Annotated in this window: 18 protein-coding genes; 7 read left to right on the top strand and 11 right to left on the bottom strand. The window is 45.5% G+C overall.

Annotation, left to right across the window (positions count from 1 at the left end):
- The 5 genes from SPK40_RS21800 to SPK40_RS21780 form a co-directional block, all read right to left on the bottom strand.
- Positions 1-954: a nitroreductase family protein gene (locus tag SPK40_RS21800; RefSeq protein WP_330961891.1), complete on the bottom strand. Its 954-nt coding sequence runs from the start codon at positions 952-954 to the stop codon at positions 1-3.
- Positions 947-2,242: an oligosaccharide flippase family protein gene (locus SPK40_RS21795; RefSeq protein WP_330961890.1), complete on the bottom strand. Its 1,296-nt coding sequence runs from the start codon at positions 2,240-2,242 to the stop codon at positions 947-949. Before SPK40_RS21795 ends, SPK40_RS21800 begins: the two co-directional genes overlap by 8 nt.
- The gene (locus SPK40_RS21790; RefSeq protein ID WP_330961889.1) at positions 2,242-4,410 is read right to left on the bottom strand and encodes a polysaccharide biosynthesis tyrosine autokinase; all 2,169 of its coding nucleotides are present in this window, start codon (positions 4,408-4,410) and stop codon (positions 2,242-2,244) included. The genes SPK40_RS21795 and SPK40_RS21790 overlap by 1 nt, the downstream gene beginning before the upstream one ends.
- A 110-nt stretch (positions 4,411-4,520) precedes the next feature.
- Entirely contained in the window at positions 4,521-4,961 is a 441-nt protein-coding gene (locus tag SPK40_RS21785) for an arsenate reductase/protein-tyrosine-phosphatase family protein (protein ID WP_330961888.1), read from the bottom strand.
- A 3-nt stretch (positions 4,962-4,964) separates the two neighbouring features.
- Positions 4,965-6,146, bottom strand: a complete 1,182-nt coding sequence (locus tag SPK40_RS21780) for a polysaccharide export protein (RefSeq protein WP_330961887.1) — start codon at positions 6,144-6,146, stop codon at positions 4,965-4,967.
- An 809-nt stretch (positions 6,147-6,955) separates the two neighbouring features.
- Between SPK40_RS21780 and SPK40_RS21775 the strand changes: the two genes are divergently transcribed.
- The 5 genes from SPK40_RS21775 (at position 6,956) to SPK40_RS21755 (ending at position 13,043) form a co-directional block, all read left to right on the top strand.
- The gene (locus SPK40_RS21775) at positions 6,956-7,243 is read left to right on the top strand and encodes a hypothetical protein (protein WP_330961886.1); all 288 of its coding nucleotides are present in this window, start codon (positions 6,956-6,958) and stop codon (positions 7,241-7,243) included.
- A 95-nt stretch (positions 7,244-7,338) separates the two neighbouring features.
- Positions 7,339-8,055, top strand: coding sequence for a YjbF family lipoprotein (locus SPK40_RS21770; protein ID WP_330961885.1), 717 nt, complete (start codon positions 7,339-7,341; stop codon positions 8,053-8,055).
- Between the two features lie 18 nt (positions 8,056-8,073).
- Positions 8,074-8,931 (top strand): capsule biosynthesis GfcC family protein, encoded by an 858-nt coding sequence (locus SPK40_RS21765; RefSeq protein WP_330961884.1) that lies wholly within the window; start codon positions 8,074-8,076, stop codon positions 8,929-8,931.
- Entirely contained in the window at positions 8,931-11,150 is a 2,220-nt protein-coding gene (locus tag SPK40_RS21760; protein ID WP_330961883.1) for a YjbH domain-containing protein, read from the top strand. Before SPK40_RS21765 ends, SPK40_RS21760 begins: the two co-directional genes overlap by 1 nt.
- A 750-nt stretch (positions 11,151-11,900) precedes the next feature.
- Positions 11,901-13,043 (top strand): LPS O-antigen chain length determinant protein WzzB, encoded by a 1,143-nt coding sequence (locus SPK40_RS21755; RefSeq protein WP_330961882.1) that lies wholly within the window; start codon positions 11,901-11,903, stop codon positions 13,041-13,043.
- An 81-nt stretch (positions 13,044-13,124) separates the two neighbouring features.
- On the opposite strand, the gene SPK40_RS21750 is transcribed toward SPK40_RS21755, so the two are convergent.
- The 4 genes from SPK40_RS21750 to rluF all read right to left on the bottom strand — a co-directional run bounded on the left by SPK40_RS21750 (position 13,125) and on the right by rluF (position 16,499).
- Complete coding sequence (locus SPK40_RS21750) at positions 13,125-13,391, bottom strand: YfcL family protein (protein ID WP_330961881.1); 267 nt, start codon at positions 13,389-13,391, stop codon at positions 13,125-13,127.
- Between the two features lie 56 nt (positions 13,392-13,447).
- The gene (locus tag SPK40_RS21745) at positions 13,448-13,990 is read right to left on the bottom strand and encodes an elongation factor P hydroxylase (protein WP_330961880.1); all 543 of its coding nucleotides are present in this window, start codon (positions 13,988-13,990) and stop codon (positions 13,448-13,450) included.
- A 187-nt stretch (positions 13,991-14,177) separates the two neighbouring features.
- Positions 14,178-15,275, bottom strand: a complete 1,098-nt coding sequence (gene aroC, locus SPK40_RS21740) for a chorismate synthase (RefSeq protein WP_330961879.1) — start codon at positions 15,273-15,275, stop codon at positions 14,178-14,180.
- A gap of 138 nt (positions 15,276-15,413) precedes the next feature.
- Positions 15,414-16,499, bottom strand: a complete 1,086-nt coding sequence (gene rluF, locus SPK40_RS21735; protein WP_330961878.1) for a 23S rRNA pseudouridine(2604) synthase RluF — start codon at positions 16,497-16,499, stop codon at positions 15,414-15,416.
- Positions 16,500-16,826: 327 nt separating this feature from the next.
- Between rluF and SPK40_RS21730 the strand changes: the two genes are divergently transcribed.
- A complete protein-coding gene (locus SPK40_RS21730; RefSeq protein ID WP_330961877.1) occupies positions 16,827-17,411 on the top strand; it encodes a porin family protein in 585 nt (194 codons plus the stop codon).
- Between the two features lie 294 nt (positions 17,412-17,705).
- A complete protein-coding gene (locus SPK40_RS21725) occupies positions 17,706-18,293 on the top strand; it encodes an outer membrane beta-barrel protein (RefSeq protein ID WP_330961876.1) in 588 nt (195 codons plus the stop codon).
- Between the two features lie 46 nt (positions 18,294-18,339).
- Here SPK40_RS21725 and SPK40_RS21720 read toward each other — a convergent pair whose 3' ends face one another.
- Positions 18,340-21,480, bottom strand: a complete 3,141-nt coding sequence (locus tag SPK40_RS21720) for a multidrug efflux RND transporter permease subunit (protein WP_330961875.1) — start codon at positions 21,478-21,480, stop codon at positions 18,340-18,342.
- On the bottom strand, positions 21,480-22,586 hold the full coding sequence (locus tag SPK40_RS21715) for an efflux RND transporter periplasmic adaptor subunit (protein WP_330961874.1): 1,107 nt from the start codon (positions 22,584-22,586) through the stop codon (positions 21,480-21,482). The genes SPK40_RS21720 and SPK40_RS21715 overlap by 1 nt, the downstream gene beginning before the upstream one ends.
- Between the last annotated feature and the right edge of the window lie 277 nt (positions 22,587-22,863).

Genomic DNA, 22,863 nt, shown 5'->3' with positions numbered 1-22,863 from the left:
TTATAATACCGTAACATTCTCGTTTAATGGACGTCTTGGAGAAACACAAACTTTATTATTTTTGCTAGGATATCCATATGAAATCATCATAATAACAGATTGCTCATCACTAATACCAATTTCTTTTCTTAACAGTAAATCTCTTTTTGGATCTTCACTCCAATTCAAACAACAACTCGCAACGCCAAGTGAGTGTAATGCATAGACTACTGACATCGCGTATAACCCACCGTCGATCCAATGTTGATATCTCTCCGAAGAAGATATAAATGGCGTCTGATCACAAGTGATAATTAATACACCTTTGACTTTATGCCCAAATCCTTTATTTCCAGATTGTATTTCTAAAGCTTTTTTTACTAGTGAATCTTTGGATAATAAATATGTATGCCAACCCTGCATATTACATGATGAGGGTGTTTTCTGGGCTAATTCTAATGCACGAAAAACCACATCTTGAGGCACTGGTAGATCATCATATTCTCTTAAACTAAATCTAGATTTAAAAAAACCTTCTGGATCATTAAGCTTCCCCAGATAAAATTCTTCTAGTGAAACATCTTTTGCACCAGATATTGATTTTGATGCTTTTAATTTTGGAATCTTTTTTTTAATATCAATGAACTTGGGATCATCGATATTCCCATCTAATTCGCAAAAATTTCTTAACACTTCTGCTGCAATTAAATCATGAAAGCCCGGATCTTTTTCATTAACGTAATAAAGCGTATCTAACAAAAGCATAGCGTTGCTATACGCGGCACCTTTTCGCCTCTCCTTGTAACTCATACTTTTCTCAAGCGTATGGTAAACTTTAGATATAAAATAATTTCTAAAATTCTTATCATTAAGATTTTTCTTCCAACCATTATTCTTGATGTATCTGATCCAATCGTAAAAAAAACCATAAAATGCAAGAGCACACCTACCCACCGATTTATACCCATCAAGCATTATTAATTCCTCCTCCAAACCTGAACCAATATTTAAAAGTATCTTTTCCAAAAAGTTTAAAATATATAGTGCTTAAAAATAATGCTGCTAACAAAATCTCTGAAAGTATCGTAGTGATAATTGCAGCATAAACTCCATAGTGGGGGATAAACAATAGATTTAAAAAAGCATTAAACATTGCAACTATTATCATGCAATTTAACTTTCGCTTTATTAAATCTCCTGTTGACAGTACAGCACCAAGCCCAGATATTAAAAACCTTATCGGTATGCAAATAGTAAGTAGTGATATATATTCTATTGATGTGATATATTTATCACCAAATAATATTAATATTAATGTCCCACCAAAAAAATATACCATTAATGCAGCAAGTACACCAAGGATCAGCATGATTCCATTTCCTTGTTGAAAAACAACAAGCATCATAGTTTTATTATGATTTGACCATTCATGTATTCTTGGAAGAAGCACCTTTTGATAAATAACTGCAGGAAATAAGTACACCGCAGTCAATATACTAAATGCTATGCTATAAAATCCTGCTGATTCAGCCGAGTCTAGGTATGAAAGTAAAAATATATCACTTTGAAAGTAAATCGTATGTGCAATAGCTGCGCTACCAAATGGAATTGAAATTTTACATATTTCTTTCAATCCATCTATAGTGATTTTATTAAAACCAACTTCGACCTGAAGAATTCTCCCCTTATAAACTTTTAAGAAGGAAGATATTGAAAAAGCCAATATTACAATTGAAGATGATGAATATAAATGGTAGATATATTTAACACCAACGAGATCAAAATATAGTAAAGAAATGAAAAATAACTTACTGAAATTATTAATGATTTGCCATATAGCCAAATCATGATAACGCCCTTCAATTTGTAATACAGCAGAGCGTAAATTAAAAGAGACTAGTGAAATTAAAACCGGGCTCAATATAAGTAAATTACTAAGATTGACATCAGTAAAAATAAATACACTTGTGGTAAGAACGAAAAGAAAGCTTAGTGATGTAGTTAAAAGAGAATAGAGGACTATATTTGCACCAAATTGATTACCAACCCTTTTTCCTCTACCGAATATCTTTAATAAGCCATTATCAACACCAAATCCTGCAATCGAACCAAATATCAATAAATATGTTAATAATGAATTAAACTCTCCTAGCCCGGAGGGTGTTAAAACTCTTGCTAATACCGCTTGCAGCAGAAATGCTAATACTGATGATAGTAATGAACTCAGCCACAGAGAAGAAAAATACTTAATATATTTTTTCATTAGACTCTATTATCATCAGAGTAATTATAATTGTAATAACCACCACTATAATGTGAACTGGCTGTTCTCAATACTGCATTCAGGATAAAACCTTTTACCTCAATACCATTTTGCTCAAAACGCTGTTTAGTCACTTCAATTTCTTTCACTGCATTCTGACCGAAACGTCCAACCAGTAAAGTTGTCCCAACATGGGCGCCAACGATTGCAGGATCTGTCACAGCTAGAATTGGAGGCGTATCCACGACGACGATATCATACTTTTCAGACGCCCATTCTAATAATTTCTTGAAGCGAGGATGCATCAACAACTCAGACGGGTTAGGTGGCACTTCGCCACGGCCAATGAAAGCTAAATTTTCGACTCCAGGCTGTTTAATTATTTCATCAATGCTTGCAGTATCAACCAAATAATTTGAAAGACCAGGAGTATGGGTTACTGCCATATTTTTTTCCAATCGGCCTTTTCGCATATCAGCATCAATCAACAAAACACGTTGCCCTGCTTTTGCAATAACTGCCGCCATATTTGAGGACACAAAAGATTTACCGATATTCGGACTCGGGCCCGAAATCATTAAAACATTATTTTTTGCTTCCATCATGGCAAAATGCAGACTTGTGCGCAGGCTCCTGAGAGCTTCAATTGATAGATCTGCAGGGTTCGCCACAGCCAGTAAGCTTTCTTCTACAGTCAAATGATGCTTCGTTTTGTGTTTCTTTTCCATATCCATTTGCCAATCTGACATTGGAATACTTGCATAAACTGGTAATCCAATAGCTTCAATCTCATCTGGATTTTCAACACCTCGATGGAAAGCTGCACTGACTAAAACCACAGCTACAGCTAATATACCGCCAAAGAGTATTGTCAGTATTACGATCAAAGTTTTCTTTGGTTTAATCGGTTTTGTGTATGACTGCGCTGCATCTAAAATGCGCACATTACCGACCGTGCTAGCTTTCAGGATATTCAATTCCTGTACTTTATTAAGCAATTGCACGTATATTTGTTGATTTACTTCAACATCTCGTGTAAGCCGTAGCACTTCGCGTTGTGTTTTTGGCAACTTTTGAACTTGCTGATTGAATCGTTCACGCTCTTTGAGCAATGTTTTGCGCTTATCCAGCAGGGCAATATAAGCTGGATGCTCTTTGGTAAATCGTTGTGAAATTTCGCTTTCTTTGAAGGTCAATTCATTCAATTGTGATTCCAGTTTCACCATCACATCCAAAGTGGATTTAGCCTCTAACCCTAAGTCGATGGATTCATTGGCCTGACGGAACTGATTTAGTTCGTCTTCTGCTTGATTTAACTGTAATTTTACGTCGGGCAAGTGGCCGCGAAGAAACTCCAAACTCTTTTCGGCTTCAGCAGAGTTACGAGCAACATTTTGGAGGAAATAATTTTGACTAATATCATTCAGGATCGCTGTATTTTGTGCTCTATTCGGCCCAGTAAATGACAACTGAAGAATCCCTGTTTGCTTTCCGCGCTCTGCAACACTGAGATTATGTTGAAGCCATTGGATGCTGTCGAGACGAGAACGTTTCTGTACCAAAAATTTAGTTCCTGATGCATTCGCGTACATTTCAGAAACGAAAACTTTGTAGTCACCCGCAATGGCCAACTCACCCACTTTGCCCGAAAGCACCTTTTCTCCATCCTGATCAAACAGGATATAAGTATTATTTTTAAGATCATCAACAACTAAAGAGAAATTTAATTTTTCTGCATCCTGCGAAATCTCAAAGCGGCTAATTTCGATGCTATCTTGATTATTGCTGATTCGATTAAGGCCGTTGCCAATGATTGGTAAAACTGCGGGCCCCGCCAAAGTAGTCAAGTTTAACTTATCAACAGTTTTGCCTAGAATCATTCTCGAACGTAGAATTTCAATTTCTGTATTAGACGAAGACTCACTGGAGAAAATTTCTCCCATATCACCTAACGCAGATAAACCATTATTCCTTTCTTCTACCTGCAACAGTGCATCTGCTTTATAAATGGGTGTCGCCAGCATCGCATAGGCCACGCCTACAACAGCAAAGGCAAATGTGATGGCAATAATGGTCCAGCGGCTGTCCAGTAAAATACCAAACAACTTCCCCATATCAATCTCGTCGGAGTCGGATTGTTTTACCGACACTTGTTGCGAAACAGTCATCGTATATTTCTACTCTGGCTACTTTTCTTAGCAATTATTCGTATCTGAGTCTGTCACTCGCATCTTCCTTCTTAGTGACAGGCTGCAGGTCGAGTACTCAACTTTTGTGATTACAACTTTTCCACCCAAGCAAGGGCAGCTTTGTCAATCAAATGATATGCATATTCATAAGCTTCCCTGCTCATTCGGAAAGGGTCCGGAATATCATGTTGTCCAATCCATTGTCCAAACAACATAGTTTTGCCTCGGGCTTCAGGGGCAACGGATACCACAGCATCTATATGTACTTTTTCCATCACCAGTATAAGATCAAACTCCCGGCATAACTCTGCGGTCAATTGTTGAGCTTGATGCCCTTCGAGAGACACACCATTTTCAGCCGCAATTTCAGTCGCCATGCGATCAGCAGGTTTTCCTTTCAATCCACTTTTATCAGTATTGAGTCCCGCTGAGCGGATTTTTTTTCCTGGAAGCAATCGCTTCAGAAGCGCCTCACCGGATGGTGAGCGGCAAATGTTACCCACACAGACAACAAGAATTTTATTAAACATGCTTTACCAATCCCTTACCCGTACAGCACCTTCTGTCAACTGGTTAAAACCAGTGATGGTCGGCAGTAACTGACGAATGACACGGTTCCATCGTGAAATCGGTGCGGCGGTGACATACACAACATCATAGGGTTCCAGTTCAAATTCTGTGCCCAGCACCAGTGCAGCAGCATCCTGAATATTCAACTGATAAATATCTGCCGTGACCAAGTTTGATTGATCTGAACTTTCCCCTGAGTTTGAAGCCAAAACACTATACTTCACCGTATAAGTCGGAGATCTGTGAACGTTACGGATCACGAATACTCCTGTTGCATCAGCTTCAAGTTCATTAATGCCACCGACACTACTTAAGGCTTCCGTCAGAGTCATCCCTGCACGATCTATCTTTAACAGCTGAGGACTATTGACTTCACCCATCACAAAAACTTTTTGCGCATCGTTTCGGGGCACATGGATAATATCACCAGGACGCAGCAAACGGTTTTGGGTCAGATCGCCGCGTTGCATCAGTGCATACAGTGAAATCGGCTGTTCTCCCCCCTCCCGTGTGAGCGTTACATTGCGCCAATCAGCATCTTTTGCCAGGCCACCTGCTCTATTGATAGCATCCAGCAAGGTTAATGGGACATTTGTGATAGGCTGTTGCCCCGGTGTATTCACTTCACCAGTGATATAGGCTTTCTGAGAACGGAAAGCAGCTACATTGACATCTACCTGCGGACTTTCAATGAAAGCCGCCAGACGGCGGGAAATTTCGTCACGTACCTGAGTCACGGTTTTGCCGCCAACCTGAACTGTACCGATATAAGGGTAAAAAATAGTGCCATCAGCATGAACCCAATTCCCTGATTCACTAGAGCTGCGGTAAGAACCAGCGGGAATGGTTAGCTCGGGATGATCCCATATCGTTATATTCAGGATATCCCCAGGACCAATATAATATTCATAACCATTAAGCTCCGCATCAAGCACAGGATTTGTTCTAGCAGAAATTTCGGGCCTTTTCGACTGGCGGATAACTGAAGGCGTCAATGGGTATACTTGAACCTGTTCAGCCATTCGAAATGCTTCATTGTCTTGTTTATTGTCAGGCACTGACAGATGAGAACCGGGTACCACTGTACAGCCTGCCAGTAACAGTGGCAACACAGCAGATAAAATGAGCTTCTTTGAGAAATCCATATCCAATCAACATTGATAAGTAAAAAATTGAATTTTGATCTAAAAACAAAGACTTAATTGTGAATTTAGATTGCCAAAAATGCAGAGAGTTGCGCACTATGATTATTGTTGTATCAGCAATGTATTGAATTGCTCTTCAATTTAGCTTACCAATTTCAAAACAATGCGCTAGAGCGAGTGATAGGATTATCTGATATCAAGAACAGCAAATGTGTCTTTGAACTTAGGCATTAGAGCTGAAAATTCGCATTTCAGGCACGCTACCGCCCTTAGGTTACAGCTCCTAAATGCCTTCATCACATCCATGATTTATGCGCAGGTTACAGTTTCAAAGTGACAACCGACTACAACCTATCATATTTTTTTGAAAAATTGTGATAAGAGCAGCGCTTGACGAAAATTTAACAAAATCCTTCAAAACAAATAACCACAACAACAGCCTATGCAGCTGACTGTCACTTTGGCTGCCGCATTCTACACAATCAAACCTCACTGAGAAACCATTAAATGCAACTAGTATCTATTTAGAGCAATTGTTCTTTGTTAGCTCTTTGTAAAAATACATATTGATAGCTATCAATAAGTTAGCATAAACTAATACTACTCACTCAATATGGCTAATCAAGACAATTCTATTAATAGTCTTTTTAGGCAACCTCAGCGATTGCCCTATTGAAAAAACATAAATCTTCACATTCAACACATTGCCATCCGTGATATATCCCAATATCATTGAAGAGCGCTTTGCCTTAACAATGAGCCGCATTAATACAATTCAATCACTCAACACAATAAGATAAGGGAATAGGATGAAAAAGGTATTCGTTTCTCTGGCTGCCCTCTTGATGGCTAGTTCAGCATTGGCAGCAACCGGAACTGGCAGTGTTGCTGCATCAACCTCAACAACATCTGCGACGACAGCTTCAACAGCAGCAGCAGGCACTGCTGCAGGCACTGCTGGTGCTTCAGCGGCCGCTGTTGGTGGTATTACAGCCACAACCGTAGCTGTTGGTGCTGCAGTTGCAGTTACAGCTGTTGCAATAGTTGATGCAAATGGCAACGACACAGCAACTACAACTTCGGTCAATCAGGGCTAATCACGAAAGTATGATTGCTTTCTTAGCGTTTGAATAACCGCACTGAGTGCGGTTATTTTTATGTTTTCAGATTACTTTTTAAAGATGGACATAGGATGTTGCCCTTTCGCCCATTTGTTCCGAATCGATTTATTCTCACAATCCTCCTATCCTCCCTCGTCATCTCTGGCTGCAGCCAGAAATTTCAGAGCGTATCAGATACCTTCAGATTGGCTGTCAGAGGGGAAACAGACACACATAAACCTCAATCATGGATTGAGCAGTTACCCTATGCAACTATATACGCCCGCATTGGCAACGGCCCTCAGGCCTTCATGGTTCTTGCATTGGCGGAAAGCTCCCCTAGTTTCCAAACAACTCCATCAGCTTCAGCGCTACAGTTAAAATGGCTGGCCGCAGACAAAGGCATGTTAGTCACCGAACAAGGTCGCCTGGTCAAAACATTGAACTTACCTCAGGGCAATTTACTTCATATCGAAGCAGACAAACCGGACCCGGTTGCTCTGGGTTTACAAAAACCTTCCACACCAAAATACTGGCAACGCCGAATCGATTGGCAACCTGGGTATCATTTTGGTTATCAACTCATTTCAACTTTCAAAGATCAGGGCCCAAAGACAATTTCCATCAATGGAATAATCCATTCCACCCGCTTTTTTGTGGAAATGGTTGAAGCACCAAGCCTGAAACTCTCTTTTGAAAATGAGTTTTGGATTCATCCGGATAATGGCCAAGTTTTAATGAGCCGCCAGCTCATTGCGCCGGGGTTACCCGTTCTGGAAACACAAATCCTGAAACCCTTTGGAAACTGACGGGTGATAAGAATGCACATGCTTCAAACTTACCGACACAAACGCCATAAAATCATTGTATTACTCATAAGTATTCTTGCTTGGTGCATGCTGACACCACCTGCTTTTTCCCAACCGGATACAAGAGTCATAGCATCGACTGTAGTCGAGGTCAGAATCAACCAATCGAACCAAGGCCTGCAATTACGTTACCCAACAACAGTTCGATTAGACCAAGTTCTTCAAGATACTTTGGCAAATTTAAATCAATTACCAGCTAAAGTTTCTGGACAGTCTCTTTACTGGTTTGGCTCGATGCTCTGGCGGTCAGATAGCATCACAAGGCAGGTGATGAAAGAACAGCAATCAGCTGTCATTCTGCAACTTCAGCAACTGGCACAACAGGTGCGTAACAAGAAACCTGAAACTAGCCATTCATTGCAAATACTGGCCAATGCTTTGTCTGCGCCTTTACCCGGACAACGAATCATTCAGTCATTAGACCGAGATTCGGTCAGAATTTCTCCTGACAAGAACCCTGGATTGAATGGTCAATTCAGACTGCAAGTTATCACCCGGCCAGAAACGGTCAAAGTCTTTGGTGCGTTTTTACAGCCCAACCTAGAAGATAGTAAAATTAAACTCTCCTGGCAGGAACGAAAAAACGCAACTGACTATTTACAGCAAGTCACGTCACTCACCATCAGCAACCCTGACTATCTCTGGGTCATTCAGCCTGATGGCAAAGCCGAGCAACATAATATTGCTTACTGGAATCGTAACCACAAAGATATTGCTCCCGGTGCAACCATCTACCTGCCATTCACCTCACTGCCTGATGGCTACGAATCACTCAATGACGACATCGTCGACTTGCTCAAACAAAGGCCTTATTGATGGTTACCTCTGCTTTTTCTCCTTACGCTCTGCGCCTCAGCCTGCTATTCGGGTTATCACTGAGTTGTGCCATCCCGTCAGCCATTGCAGATGAGTTTAGTTATCCAGCGTTTCAAACCTCTCAAAATGATTTCGGTGGGGTTGGGTTGATACAAATGCCTTCTGGACGTGTCGCCCCCGAAGGGGAGTTTACATTTGGTGCAACCTACAATAACGATTACTTGCATTACAATGTGTCGCTCCAGCTCTTCCCGTGGTTGGAAACAACCATTCGCTACACCTTGGTGCAGGATGTACTTTATAGTGAAGACCCAAGTTTCAGCGGCGATACGAAATACACAGATAAGGGGATCGATTTTAAACTTCGCTTGTTGGAAGAGAGCTACTGGCTGCCGGAAACTGCTATTGGCATTCGGGATTTTGGTGGCACAGGCTTATTCGATGGCGAATACCTAGCTGCCAGTAAGCACTGGGGACCATTTGATTTTACACTGGGACTAGGCTGGGGCTACCTTGGCAACAGTGCGAATATATCTGGTGATAAAAACCTGGGCAATGACTGTGACCGAAATACTGAATTTAAAGGCAAAGGCGGCACTGTGGATTTCGAACGGTGGTTTTCTGGTTGCACTGCCGTCTTCGGCGGTATCGAGTACCAGTCTCCCTGGCGGCCGATTCGCCTGAAACTAGAATATGACGGGAACGACTATTCCAGTGATTTTCCCGTCACTTTTGCCGGTATAAATTTAATTCAGGACAGCCCTTGGAATTTGGGCATTCTTTATCGTTTAGATAACTGGGGAGATGTCCGCCTGAGTTATGAACGGGGCAACACCTGGACGTTTGGTTTTAACTTAAACACTAATTTTAATACCCTGGCAACGTCCTGGCGAGATACGCCCAAGCCGACCTATGCGCCAGACCTTAAGAAACACGATTTAAACCTTGAGGATTGGCAAAACATCGCTGAGGCTTTACACGCTAATGCTGGATTCAAAAATCCGACAATCTACGCCGATGAAAAGACGGTGACTGTCCTGGCATCACAAGAAAAATACCGCAACCGGAAAGAAGGCTATGAACGTGCGGCCATCATTCTAAGTAATCATTTGCCGACATCTCCAACAACTGGCGCTCCGGCTTTTGATGAATATCGGCTCATCGAAACAGGCCATGATCTACCAGTCACTGAAACCATCGTTCGTACGAAAGCATTTGATGATGTTGCGCGCTACAACTATGTCGACGCAGCCATTGATGATGCGATCACGACTCAGGCACCAGATGCACCTCAAGGGCAACTCATCGCTCAAAACCAAAATCCATGGGATATCAGTATCTCACCGAATCTGCAACAATCTTTTGGCGGCTCTGAAGGCTTTTACCTGTATAACATTGGGCTCAATACCGGCGCGAGTTATCAGATGAATGATCAGTGGGAGCTGGGAGGCAGTCTATATCTGAACCTGCTGGATAACTACGATAAATTTAAGTATGACGTTCCGCCTGATGGCACCGACCTAAAACGTGTACGTACCTTGGTTCGCCAGTACATTGATGGTAATGCGATACGAGTCAATAACTTGCAGCTCACATGGATGGATCAGCTGGCGGAAAATTGGTATGCACAGGCCTATGGCGGCTATTTGGAAATGATGTTTGCCGGCGCAGGCAGCGAAATTTTATATCGACCGATGCAAACTGACTGGGCTATTGGTTTGGATTTGAACTATGTGATCCAGCGTGATCCGGATACCCAGCTCGGATTGTTTCGCGATGAGGTCCATACTGACCCTATCACAGGCCGAGATTACAGAGTCCAAACAGGCGCTTTGACTGGTCACGCAACGTTCTACTATCAACCACGATGGTCTTTCCTGCCAAACACACTAATGAAAATCAGTGCAGGCCGCTACCTGACCGAAGATATTGGGATGACTTTTGATTTATCCAAGCAGTTTGACAGCGGTGTGATTGCCGGCGCCTTTGTTACCTTAACCAACTTGTCAGCGGATGAATACGGTGAAGGCAGCTACAATAAAGGTTTTTATATTTCAATCCCTTACGATTTGATGACAGTCAAACCTAGCCGAAACCGCGCCACGATTTCTTGGTTACCACTGACACGGGATGGCGGCCAAATGCTGAACCGGAAATATCAGCTTTTTACCATTACAGATGCCAGAGAGCCTTGGTACAGCCGCAAGATAGCTCAGTAGCAATAATGCTATTTACCTATCAAAATCCACCGCTGATGCGGTGGATTCGCTTTGTGAGAGCGAAAAATGAACGTTTTCTTACAAATCAATCAGCCCTACAAACAGCCCAAGTGACTTATCGATTGATCTGCTCCTCAAAAAAACAGATAACCTTCAACTGCAATGGTGGAAAATTAATCTTCTCATCTCTTTGTCGCCTTCACTGTTTAGATGAATGAATCACTTGGCTTTCGTGAGGTCGTAAGATGTTCAAAAAGTATGCTGTTTTTTCTGTTAAGCATCCATTGCTACATAAAATGAACCTGTTATTTGCAATCACTTTTTTTGCCACTTGCTGCTATCAACTGGTCGTTCAGGAAAACCTGGTGTTTAGCTTGGGATTACTGGCCGTTTCAATCCTGCTGACACTCTTTGCAGGATCTTCAAATTACCGACGTAAGTACATCAGTTTTCCTTATACTCTGGATTAACGTGCTTTTCTGAGCATGCTATGGTGCGTATCAATGACCTTCTTGTTGCCCAACTTCCGATACAAAATGGCAGCTAAATCAAACTTGCGCCACAAATTTAGGACACAGGCGCTTGTCTGCTTGCCTCCACTTCGATGCCCCCCCTATAATTCCGATGTGAGTAAACATTTACCTGAGAATTATACCCAGTGCGACACTTTTTGATAAAATCACAAAGAAAGTACCGGTCCTTTTTTACTTTATCGCATCACAAATTGTAGTTATCAATGGAAGTATCATAGTGACAGATACACAGACCACAGCCGCACCTTCAGGCCCTAAACTTGTTCATTCTTCAAAAATATCTATGCAAAATCATGACAATACCGATGAAATCGATCTCATCCTATTGGTCAGAACACTCTGGCAAGAAAAACTGTTGATTATCCTGTTTACGATACTGTTTTCTATCGCAGGGATTGCCTACGCACTCTCGGCACAAGAGTGGTGGACAGCAAAAGCGAAAGTCATTCAACCACAGATCACAGATTTCGCACAACTTCAGAGGGAAATCAGTGCATTCCAGCCAACCTTTGAATCAGGTCTCCAACAGACTGAAGATGGCACTCTTCAGGTTAAAAACCAACTCAGCGATGTCATTGATGCTGAAGTTCTGTTTAAAAACTTTATCAACAGCTTTAACTCTCTTGCGAATAAAAAAGCCTACCTGCTGGGGAATTCAGATTTTAAACAATACCTGATTGACAATAAAATCACAGGTGATAAGGATACCGATCGTGCACTCGAGAGCTGGTTCGAAAAAATCAGTGCCAAGCAAGCGAGTAAACAGGAAGAAGATATTTTCCTGATCAGTCTTCAAGCGACTGCCAGCAACAATAGCTTTGAGATGCTGAATCAATATATCAATTTTGTGTCGGCGAAAGTTTATAAAGACACCATGAATAATATTCAGGCACTGATCTCGGCAAAGGAAAGTGAACTAAGCCAACAGCTTAAATTACTAGAAAGCCAAGCTACCAGCCTCCTGAAAGTCGAAAAAGAACGGACAGAATATGCACTCAAAATTGCCCGTGCGGCTGATGTTGAGCACCCTGTGCAAAATCTTGGTAATAACGAAATCTTTGCCATCAACTTGGGCGCCAAAGCACTGGCTGCAAAAATCAATGCACTGGATTCTGTGAAGAATCTCAGTGTTGTCGAACCTCGTATTCAGGAAGTTGAAGCCCGTTTGGCGTTAATACAGGGAACGGAATTAAATAAAAATATTCACTTTAAAACCTATCGTTTCCTAGAAAACGTTGAAAAGCCAGTGACAAAAGATAAGCCCAAACGCGCTTTAATTGTCATCATTGCAGCACTGCTGGGTGGCATGTTAGGCATTGCAATTGTCTTGATTCGTACTGCTTTCAGAAACCATGACTGACGCTTGAAAACGACATGAAACAAAAAGGCCAGTACATTGTACTGGCCTTTTTGGCTCTGGTTTGAGCAAAAAAACTAACTACTAAGCTGCACTTTCCTGAAGCTGTTGCCACAATGATTTCACAAGCTGTTGGTCTGCTGGATTCAGTTCAGATTGTGCCTCTTTCAGGCTCTCACCGACAGCCTGATTCATCGCTTCTGTGGTCGCCATACCATCTCGTTCACAAACCGCAGCAGATAACGAGATATGGCCACGCAGGTATCCTCCGGCGAATAATTCGTCATCAGATGCTGTTTCTACCATCTGATCAATCAGGGTAAGCAACTTTTCTTCGTATTGCTGGATCATCTCGTCACTCTTATTTGTCTATCAAATTCTGACCAATTTTCTGGCCACCACGTTTTTCAGACAGCCACTTCCGGTTCAGGAAAATCTTCCGCCCGTAATGGTACTACCCCGTAATGCTGGCGCAGCACATCGGAAAGTAACCCGACCCGCTCAGGCATTCTGTCACTCAGATACCTCAATACCTGCGCACGAACTTTGCGGGTAAATCCTACCCGATCGGGCTCATGATCACCACTCAGGTTGTCACAACTCACCTGAAAACAAAAACCACAACTGGCCGCCAGAATCCATTCAACGGCCTGAGGCTTAATTTCCACCTGTTCAAAAGCCGCTTGCTGGCCCTTATCCCGACCGTCAGGTAAATACCAATAGCCATAGTCTTCTAGTAAACGGCGTTCTTGGCCGGCAATGCACCAATGGGCGATTTCATGAAGTGCCGAGGCAAAATAACCACGCGCAAAGATAATCCGATGATGCGGATGCTGCTCATCTGCCGGTAAATAAACCGGCTCATCACCACCGAGAAGAAGTTCAGTGTTGTAAGGGCGCAAAAAAGTATGATTAAAAAGGTGTATCAGGTCGTGATAATTGTGAGACATGGACAAACGCGTTACTTCAGTTAGCTTATAAAAGGTGATTCTCAGTCAGGTTTTAACACCCTCCCGTAGCAGCAATGCTGGGGATTATAGCTATTTTGCATCAAGTGTGCGACGTTAAAACGAAAGTGCATATCAAAAGAGGGCTCCCCAAAGCCCTCCTTCCATTTCATGTGCTCTGCAGCAAATGCTACCTGATCTCTTTCAGCTGAGGCGTTGTTGTGATGACATCAGCATTTTGCGCCCGGTGACGCATTAAGTGATCCATCAGCACAATAGCAACCATGGCTTCGGCAATTGGTACCGCTCGAATCCCCACGCATGGGTCGTGACGGCCTCGCGTGACAACTTCAGCGCTTTCACCCTGCTTATTGATAGTTTCTCCCGGGACCGTGATACTCGAGGTTGGTTTCAAAGCCAGATGGGCGACGATGTCCTGACCGGAAGAAATGCCCCCCAGGATACCGCCGGCATGATTCGAATGAAAACCTTCTGGCGACATTGCATCACGGTGTTCACTGCCACGTTGCTGAACAACGTCAAAACCATCACCAATTTCAACACCTTTGACAGCATTGATTCCCATCAGCGCATGGGCAATATCAGCATCAAGGCGATCGAAAACCGGCTCGCCCAAGCCAACTGGCACATTCTCTGCGACTACAGTCAGTTTGGCGCCAATCGAATCACCATCTTTCTTCAACTGACGAATCAGTTCATCCAGCGCTTCTACTTTCGAAGCATCCGGGCAGAAGAAAGCATTTTGTTCCACCTGTGTCCAGTCGATGCTCTCAATCTTCACGTCACCCATCTGAGACAAATAAGCACGAACTTCAATGCCATGGACTTGTTTCAGGTACTTTTTGGCAATCGCGCCTGCGGCAACACGCATTGCAGTTTCACGGGCTGAAGAGCGGCCTCCGCCACGGTAATCACGGATCCCGTATTTTTGCTCGTAGGTGTAGTCTGCATGACCAGGACGGAAGAGATCTTTGATATTCGAGTAATCTTTGGAGCGCTGATCAGTATTTTCGATCATCAGACCAATAGAGGTCCCTGTGGTTTTGCCTTCAAATACCCCGGCGAGGATCTTTACTTCATCCGGTTCACGGCGTTGAGTCGTGTACTTAGAGGTGCCGGGACGACGGCGATCGAGATCATGCTGCATGTCGGCTTCGGTCAATGCCAGCCCCGGAGGACATCCGTCAACGATACAGCCCAACGCCACCCCATGACTTTCACCAAAGGTCGTAACGCGAAAAACTTGTCCTATTGTGTTGCCTGCCATGACTTCCCCTGTATCTTTGCTTTTCCGGCATGAAAGCCGTTTTGAATCATGTAATCACTGAATAGTGCAAAGTTGTACAAGGGAATGCAAGCAGAATCGGATTGAGACCACTACAGACTTCTTCTGACCGAGTCTGACTTAGTCCTGTTCCTTTTTCGACTTCCACTTTTTAATACCGGGAGAGGCAGGTTTTTGGCTGGCATCGTCCTGACGGCTTCTGCGCGGTCCTCTTGCGGACTGACCACCTGGTTTTGCACCATGCGAGCGCTGCTGCGAATCCGAACGAGTCCCATGGCTTTTACCCGGTTGACTGCCGGAACGGCGACGATCGACTTCACCTTTACCGTGATAAGTTTTGTATTTCACAGCCGGTTCGTCTTTTCTCTGCTGACGCGCATCATACAATTTTGCATCGGTTGCTTTCGCAATCGACTCCCCCTGGCCGCTGATCCGGGAAGCTTCTTCTGTCTTGCTCGACTGTGCCAGCAGACGGTAAATTTCAACCATTTCATCATCTGTGAGATAGCGCCACTTCCCATTTGGCAGGCCATCAATGGTGATGTTCATGATCCGCACCCGACGCAGTTTATATACTTCATAGTCAAGCGCTTCACACATCCGTCGAATCTGGCGGTTCAGTCCCTGGGTCAACACAATCCGGAATGAATAAGTGGTTTCTTTGCTGACCTGACAAGGCAAAGTCACCGTATCAAGAATCTCGACACCGGAGGCCATTTTATCCAGAAACGCCTGTGTCACAGGCTTATTCACCCGCACGACATATTCTTTCTCATGCGAGTTACCGGCGCGCAGGATTTTATTCACGATGTCACCATCGTTCGTCATGAAAATCAGTCCATCCGAGGCTTTATCCAGACGTCCGATTGGGAAAATACGTTTACGATGGCCAATAAAATCAACAATATTGCCTTCCACATGGCGCTCTGTCGTACAGGTAATCCCGGCTGGTTTATTCAGCGCGATATAAATCGGCGGCTCTTTGCGGCGCAGCGGCTTATCGTCCACCTGCACCTCATCATCAGGCCCCACTTTCATCCCCATCTCAGGCAGTTGCCCGTTAATCAGTACCCGGCCTTGCTCTATCAGCTTATCGGCTTCTCGGCGTGAACAGTAACCCGTATCACTGATGAACTTATTCAGACGAACCTGACCTGAATCTGAAGATGACGCGCCTGAACGCGACTGTGGTTTATTTTCTGACATGATGCTCTTCTTCACTGTGCGTTTCACAACGCGGATGGGAGCAGGAATTGTACTGGAAAATCGCTCAGAAGCCATGGTTTCAAGAGACTTTATCTTTAGCATCATTCACCCAGACCTGCTTCGTTCTCTATTCAATTGAATCGGAGTGGACATACCTATTGCACTTTCTGAACTCATCAAAATTGCTCAATTAACAGACGAAGTGGCTTCACACACGCCCAAGAATACGAAACAAAACACACAAACCATTGATTTTATATCCAATCATTGTTATTAAATTGTCGTTTTGTACAGTGTTCAATTATTTTCACCTTTGAGGTTCTATCCATGAAATCAATGACAACACTTTCAGCAATCTGCCTGCTGGCCTGTACGCCAGCGCTGGCGGCGCCATCTTATATTTATGGTGGGATCGGCCTCTTAGGTCCGAAACTGAAGGAGAAACCCGAGCATCTCACCGAAAACCTAACGCCCAATCTGACTTTGGGATTCGGTCACGAATTCAACGATTACATTGCCTTAGAAACTTTTATCAATTACAGCGCGACTGATTACACCAATGAGTGGAACCGACTGGATAACACTAAGTATGAAATGTCATTAAGCCAACTGGGTTTCAGCATTGTACCTTCTACCGGCGAAATTGGTCATTCAGGTATCAAGCTGTATACGCGCCTGAATGCTTCCATGGTAATCGCCGAGACGAAAATCACTCAGGGCTATACGATAAAAGACAGTGATTCAGGATTCATGTTCGACGCTGGTGTAGGGATTCAGTGGAATATGAACAAACGCTTCATGATTCGCGGTGAATACATCACAAATTTTGCAGACAGTTCTCTGGGAAATTTCGATTTCGACAACAGCATGACTTATGAAGGGATACAGCTGGCGCTGGGTTACCGGTTCTGAGAACCGATGGGTTTGAATCTGAGGGGTAATAATGCCCCTCGGTTTGCCTTTTTCAGAACAGCACACTGACTTGCGTCTGTTCCCCTCAAAATTCCATCAAGAAACAGAAATCTGAGCTCAAAGTGCTTCGCGGACTTCATCATTTGATACAAAAAACCGCCTCCTGATGTCACTTATCAAGCTTTCGTTCCATTGTGATGACAGGCTGCTCAATTCATATTGATTCATATCACAGGTTTTTGCTATGAATGTCGGGCACCCATCGATATAAAAATCTTTTCACGAGATACAGAAATGAAAAAAACACTCGTATTTGCTGCTGCCACAGTCATATGCAGCACAAACGCTCAGGCTTCTAAACCGACAGACGGGAATAACTATTTCTATGTCGGCGCTGGTGCCGTATCTCTGAAAAAGAAACAACCTCTCACTGGTGCAGTTGAAGAAACAAACCCGAGCTATACGGTTGGCCTGGGGCGGGAAATCCATCCGCATATCGCGGTGGAAGCAGTCTATAGCAGCGGTTCAACCACCTATAATAATCTGTTCACCAGCCAGGAAGCCGATGTGTCTCTGTCCCAGATTGCTGTCAGCCTGGTCCCGGCCACGGATTATTTGGGAGATACCAGTTTGAAGCTGGTCGGTCGCATGAGTGTCTCTTTTGTGAAAAGAACAACGGATTATCAGAACATTCCGGACATGACCTATGAAAGCAGCACGGGTGTGATGGTTGATGCTGGTATCGGCCTTCACTGGGATATCAATCGCCGCCTGATTATGAGAGCCGAATACATCACAAACGTCACCGATCACTCACTGGGCGATCTGAGCAAAAACTACGATTACAATGGCGCGCAGTTCACCTTAGGTTACCGCTTTTAATTGCATCTGACAGTGATGAAAAAGGGGCCTGAAGCCCCTTTCCTATTCATGATTTCGTCTGATCCAGCGGCAGTTCGCCATGAGAGCGACGTCCGACATAATCTCGTTCCAGCGCCTTTTGTAACTGTGCCGCCACATGCCCCGGAGACTGGGTTCGGGCACACACCAATCGGTACATGGCCGGGATCACAAACAGGGTCACCATCGTCGCAAACGCCATGCCGAAGAACACGACTGTACCGACGGAAATCCGGCTTTCATAGCCTGCGCCGGTCGAAAGCAGCAGCGGCAGTGCTCCGAAAAGAGTGGTAAACGCTGTCATCAGAATCGGGCGCAATCGACGTGCCGATGCATCCACAATTGCCTGCTCAAAGGCGATCCCTTTATCCCGCAACTGATTCGCGAACTCAACAATCAGAATACCATTCTTGGTCACCATGCCGATGAGCATGATCATTCCAATCTGACTGTAGATATTCAGGCTCTGCTCCATCAGCAACAACCCCATCAGGCCACCGAAAATCCCCATCGGTACAGTCAGCATGACCACCATCGGGTTGATGAAACTTTCAAACTGCGCTGCCAGCACCAGATAAGCAACCAGCAAAGCCAGGCCGAAAATCATCGCCATACTGCTCTGGTTTTCCCGGAAGTCTTTTGACTCGCCGCCATAATCGATCACGATGTCACTGGGCAACATCCCCAGCGCCTGTGCATCCAGATAGTCCAGTGCTTCGCCGAGCGTATGTCCCGGCAACAGGTTCGCAGTGATGCTGATCGATTTTTGCTTCTGGTTATGGCTCAGTTTTCGGGCCGCAGCGACCTCTTCCACTTTTGCCACACTGTTGAGCGATATCAGTTCCCCGTTCTTCGCCCGGACATAAATCCGGCTCAGATCCATGGCGTTATTGAAGCTGTTTTCGTCCCCACGCAGATAAACATCATATTCTTCACCGCGCTCGACAAAAGTCGTCTCACTGCGGCCACCCAGCATGACTTCCAGCGTTTCCGCAATATCCGATTGGGGAATTCCCAGCTCAGCCGCGCGTGGCCGATCGACTGTCACCACCAGTTCCGGAGTGGTTTCTGCATAGTCGATATCGACGCCGTCCATCATCCCGCTGCCCTGTGCGACATCTTTCAGTTTGTTTGCCCAGGCAAACAATTCATCGTAGTCGGCACCATTCAGAATGAACTGCACGGGTTCAGATGATCCCCCCCGAAAACCCGGCATAAACGGCCAAACCCGGATATCAGGGATTCCGTGCAGTGCCTTACGTACCACACCCAGCGCCTGCGTTGCACTGACATCCCGGCTTTCCCAGTCTTCCAGCTGCATGATGACAAAACCGGTCTGATCCCCCGCACGACCACCGAATGCTGGGGTCTGGATACTGACCGAGCGGATCAAACCCTGTCCGACCAGTGGCAGCAGCCGCTGTTCCACCTGTTCAATATTGCCCACCATCCGGTTGTAGCTGGTTGCTTCGGCCCCCCGGACAAAGGCAAAGATCACACCTCGGTCTTCCGAGGGAGCCAGCTGGTTCGGGATCAGCTGAAACAACCAGACACTGGCTCCCATCAGCGCCACGATGAACAATGGTGCTCCCCAGCGCCAACGAACTGCAAAAGTCACGGCTTTGCGGTAAACCGCTTCCAGTGACGCAAACTGACGGTCCACAAAACGATTGAACGGCCCCGGCTTCACATTGGCCTTAAGTAATTTACTCCCGAGCACCGGACTCAGGGTCAGTGCAATCAGCGAAGAGAAAATTACCGACATCGCCAGCAAGACTGAAAATTCAGTAAATAACGGCCCGACCATACCGTCCATAAAACCAATGGGCAGGAATACCATCACCAGCACCAGGGTTGTCGCGATCACCGCAAAGCCGACTTCCCGGGTTCCTTTAAAAGCTGCCAGTAAAGGCGGTTCACCCCGTTCAATATGATGGTAAATGTTTTCCACCACGACAATGGCATCATCCACCACTAGCCCGATGGCCAGAATCAGTGCCATCAAAGTCAGTAAGTTGATCGAGAATCCAAGATAATACGCAGCCATGAAAGCCGAGATCAGAGATACCGGGACAGTCACCGCCGGTATCAGGGTCGCCCGAGCCTGACCAATAAAGATATACAGCACCAGAACCACCAGTGCCCCGGTGATCAGCAAAGTGTTGTAAACCTCGTTGATAGAACGTTCGATAAAGACAGTGGAATCGTAATCCACTTCCAGTTGCGTGCCGTCCGGCAGAAAACGCTGCAAACGGTCCACTTCTTTATGAACGGCTTCGGCAACTTGCAGCGGATTTGCATCAGACATCGGGACAATGCCCAGACTCAGGCTGGACACACCATTGTTTTTAAATGTCGCGTCCTCGTTTTGCGCGCCGATCGCCACATCCGCCACATCTTTCAGGTAAATGGGAGAGCCATCAGACGTCTGACGAACGACCAGATACGCAAAGTCTTCCGCCGTTCGGTACAACCGAGCGGTACGGACCGACATCGTCGTTGCATCATTTCGAACCTCACCACCCGGCAGCTCAACGTTTTCATCGTTCAGCGCATCAATGATGTCCTTGGTGGTCACGCCACGTCCGGCCATCTGCTCCGGCAACAAACGCACATACATAACTTTGTAAAGCGCACCGGTCAGCTGCACTGAACTCACCCCGTTAATCAGGCTGAAGCGATCGGTCAGTACCCGATCGGCATAATCAGTCAGCTGAGCGCGATCCATTTCACTGGACGTCAGATTGATGTAAATCGCGGCTTCACCTGAACCATTGTCTTTCGACACAACCGGCTCATTGGCCCCGTTCGGGAGACGACGGCGGGCACGGGAAACGGCATCCCGGACATCACTTACCCCTTCGGTCAGGTTCCAGCCCATTTCAAACTCAACGCTGATCCGTGAACTGCCGTTCCGGGTCGTCGAAGTAATACTTTCAATCCCGCTGATTCCGGAGAGCTCATCTTCGAGCACCGTAGTGACCCGGCTTTCCATGATGGTGGCCGAGGCCCCCTCGTAAGTCGTCCCGATACTGATCACCGGATTTTCAACATCCGGCATTTCACGTACCGGCAGTTTGCTGAAAGACACCAGACCAAACACCACCAGCAGTACGCTGAGTACAATCGCCACAACGGGACGCTTCACCGAAACATCAGATAACCACATCAGGCATTGTCTCCGGTCCGGGTGACACTCACAGCCTGGCTGTCTGCGTTCCTGTCCGGACTGACATCCATCACGGCCAGACCATCCCGCATATTCACCAGTCCCTGCACCACAATGCGATCCCCGATCTGAATCCCGGACTCAATGACCACTTCATTTTTCACCCGGGCACCCAGCACCACTTCGGTACGATGGGCAATTCCTTGTGCGTCCACACGGTAAACAAAACGCTTGGTACCTGAATATTCCAGTGCCTGAACCGGAATGATCGCTGCATGTTGTGGCGTGAAATCCAGTGCTGCGGCCATTAGCATACCCGGTTTGAGCTTGCCACTGTCATTCTCAAACAGTACACGCACCCGGATATTCAGTGATTCGGCCTGAACACGGGAATCAATCGCCTGAATGGTGCCGGTAAAGATGTCGCCCGGCCAGGCCTGACTTTTCGCCTGAACAGCCATTCCCGGGGCCAGTTTGGAAAGATATTGTTCCGGCACCTGCACATCGAGCCTCATTTGCGACAGGTCGTCCAGGGTAAAGAGTTCACTGCCGACCGTCACAGTATGACCGGGACTGAAATCAATCAGACCAACTGTCCCCGAAAACGGCGCCCGGATTTGATGATCATCCAGCTCGGCTTTGGCTGCATCCAGACGGGCTTTGGCGATACTGACACTGGCTTGCTGTGCATTTAGCTCGGTTTGCGTCAGCGCCCCGCGCTTCACCAGCCGCCCGTATTCCGTGAATTTACGCTTTTCGTCATCATAGTAGGCTTTGGCTTCATCGTAGACAGCCTGCGGTTTGGCACTATCCAGCTGAACCAGCAGTTGCCCCTGTTTCACCTTGCGATCAGTATCGATAACGATCCGATCAACTTTGGCCGCCACCTCTGTCGCAATCACGACTGAGCGCTGGGCAGCCAGTTTGCCGACCAGAGAAACAGAACTCACCACTTCATGAGAAGCCACTTCGCCGGTTGCCACAGGCACGGGCCGGCTGGATTTTGGCTGATTCGCCTGCGCTGCATGTGAAGGCTGCTGAAAGTACACATATCCGCCCCCCGCCAGCGATGCCGCAACCAATACGGCCAAAACAACTTTTTTCATGCTTACGCACCCTGTCTTTTGGTATGGGCTAATCATATCTGACGCATATCAGGAACGGGGTAAAGAAATGTAAACTCAGGCAAATTTCCATCACAAAAAAGGCCGATTCCTCAACAAATTGTGGCAAATGACGAAAAATCCAGCAGCCAACTGTGAATATACAGAAAAAGGGTTTACAGTGACCGTTTGTTTGCTATTATCCGCTCCGCACTTGTGGAGGGGTTCCCGAGTGGCCAAAGGGATCAGACTGTAAATCTGACGGCTCCGCCTTCGAAGG

Source organism: Photobacterium sp. 53610, from assembly GCF_036409375.1.
Lineage (GTDB): Bacteria > Pseudomonadota > Gammaproteobacteria > Enterobacterales > Vibrionaceae > Photobacterium.
This window is presented reverse-complemented; position numbering and strand designations above follow the sequence as displayed.

Coding starts and splice junctions, on each gene's coding strand:
- SPK40_RS21800 (WP_330961891.1), bottom strand. CDS start 954: ATGCTTGATGGGTATAAATCGGTGGGTAGGTGTGCTCTTGCATTTTAT.
- SPK40_RS21795 (WP_330961890.1), bottom strand. CDS start 2,242: ATGAAAAAATATATTAAGTATTTTTCTTCTCTGTGGCTGAGTTCATTA.
- SPK40_RS21790 (WP_330961889.1), bottom strand. CDS start 4,410: ATGACTGTTTCGCAACAAGTGTCGGTAAAACAATCCGACTCCGACGAG.
- SPK40_RS21785 (WP_330961888.1), bottom strand. CDS start 4,961: ATGTTTAATAAAATTCTTGTTGTCTGTGTGGGTAACATTTGCCGCTCA.
- SPK40_RS21780 (WP_330961887.1), bottom strand. CDS start 6,146: ATGGATTTCTCAAAGAAGCTCATTTTATCTGCTGTGTTGCCACTGTTA.
- SPK40_RS21775 (WP_330961886.1), top strand. CDS start 6,956: ATGAAAAAGGTATTCGTTTCTCTGGCTGCCCTCTTGATGGCTAGTTCA.
- SPK40_RS21770 (WP_330961885.1), top strand. CDS start 7,339: ATGTTGCCCTTTCGCCCATTTGTTCCGAATCGATTTATTCTCACAATC.
- SPK40_RS21765 (WP_330961884.1), top strand. CDS start 8,074: ATGCTTCAAACTTACCGACACAAACGCCATAAAATCATTGTATTACTC.
- SPK40_RS21760 (WP_330961883.1), top strand. CDS start 8,931: ATGGTTACCTCTGCTTTTTCTCCTTACGCTCTGCGCCTCAGCCTGCTA.
- SPK40_RS21750 (WP_330961881.1), bottom strand. CDS start 13,391: ATGATCCAGCAATACGAAGAAAAGTTGCTTACCCTGATTGATCAGATG.
- SPK40_RS21745 (WP_330961880.1), bottom strand. CDS start 13,990: ATGTCTCACAATTATCACGACCTGATACACCTTTTTAATCATACTTTT.
- aroC (WP_330961879.1), bottom strand. CDS start 15,275: ATGGCAGGCAACACAATAGGACAAGTTTTTCGCGTTACGACCTTTGGT.
- rluF (WP_330961878.1), bottom strand. CDS start 16,499: ATGTCAGAAAATAAACCACAGTCGCGTTCAGGCGCGTCATCTTCAGAT.
- SPK40_RS21730 (WP_330961877.1), top strand. CDS start 16,827: ATGAAATCAATGACAACACTTTCAGCAATCTGCCTGCTGGCCTGTACG.
- SPK40_RS21725 (WP_330961876.1), top strand. CDS start 17,706: ATGAAAAAAACACTCGTATTTGCTGCTGCCACAGTCATATGCAGCACA.
- SPK40_RS21720 (WP_330961875.1), bottom strand. CDS start 21,480: ATGTGGTTATCTGATGTTTCGGTGAAGCGTCCCGTTGTGGCGATTGTA.
- SPK40_RS21715 (WP_330961874.1), bottom strand. CDS start 22,586: ATGAAAAAAGTTGTTTTGGCCGTATTGGTTGCGGCATCGCTGGCGGGG.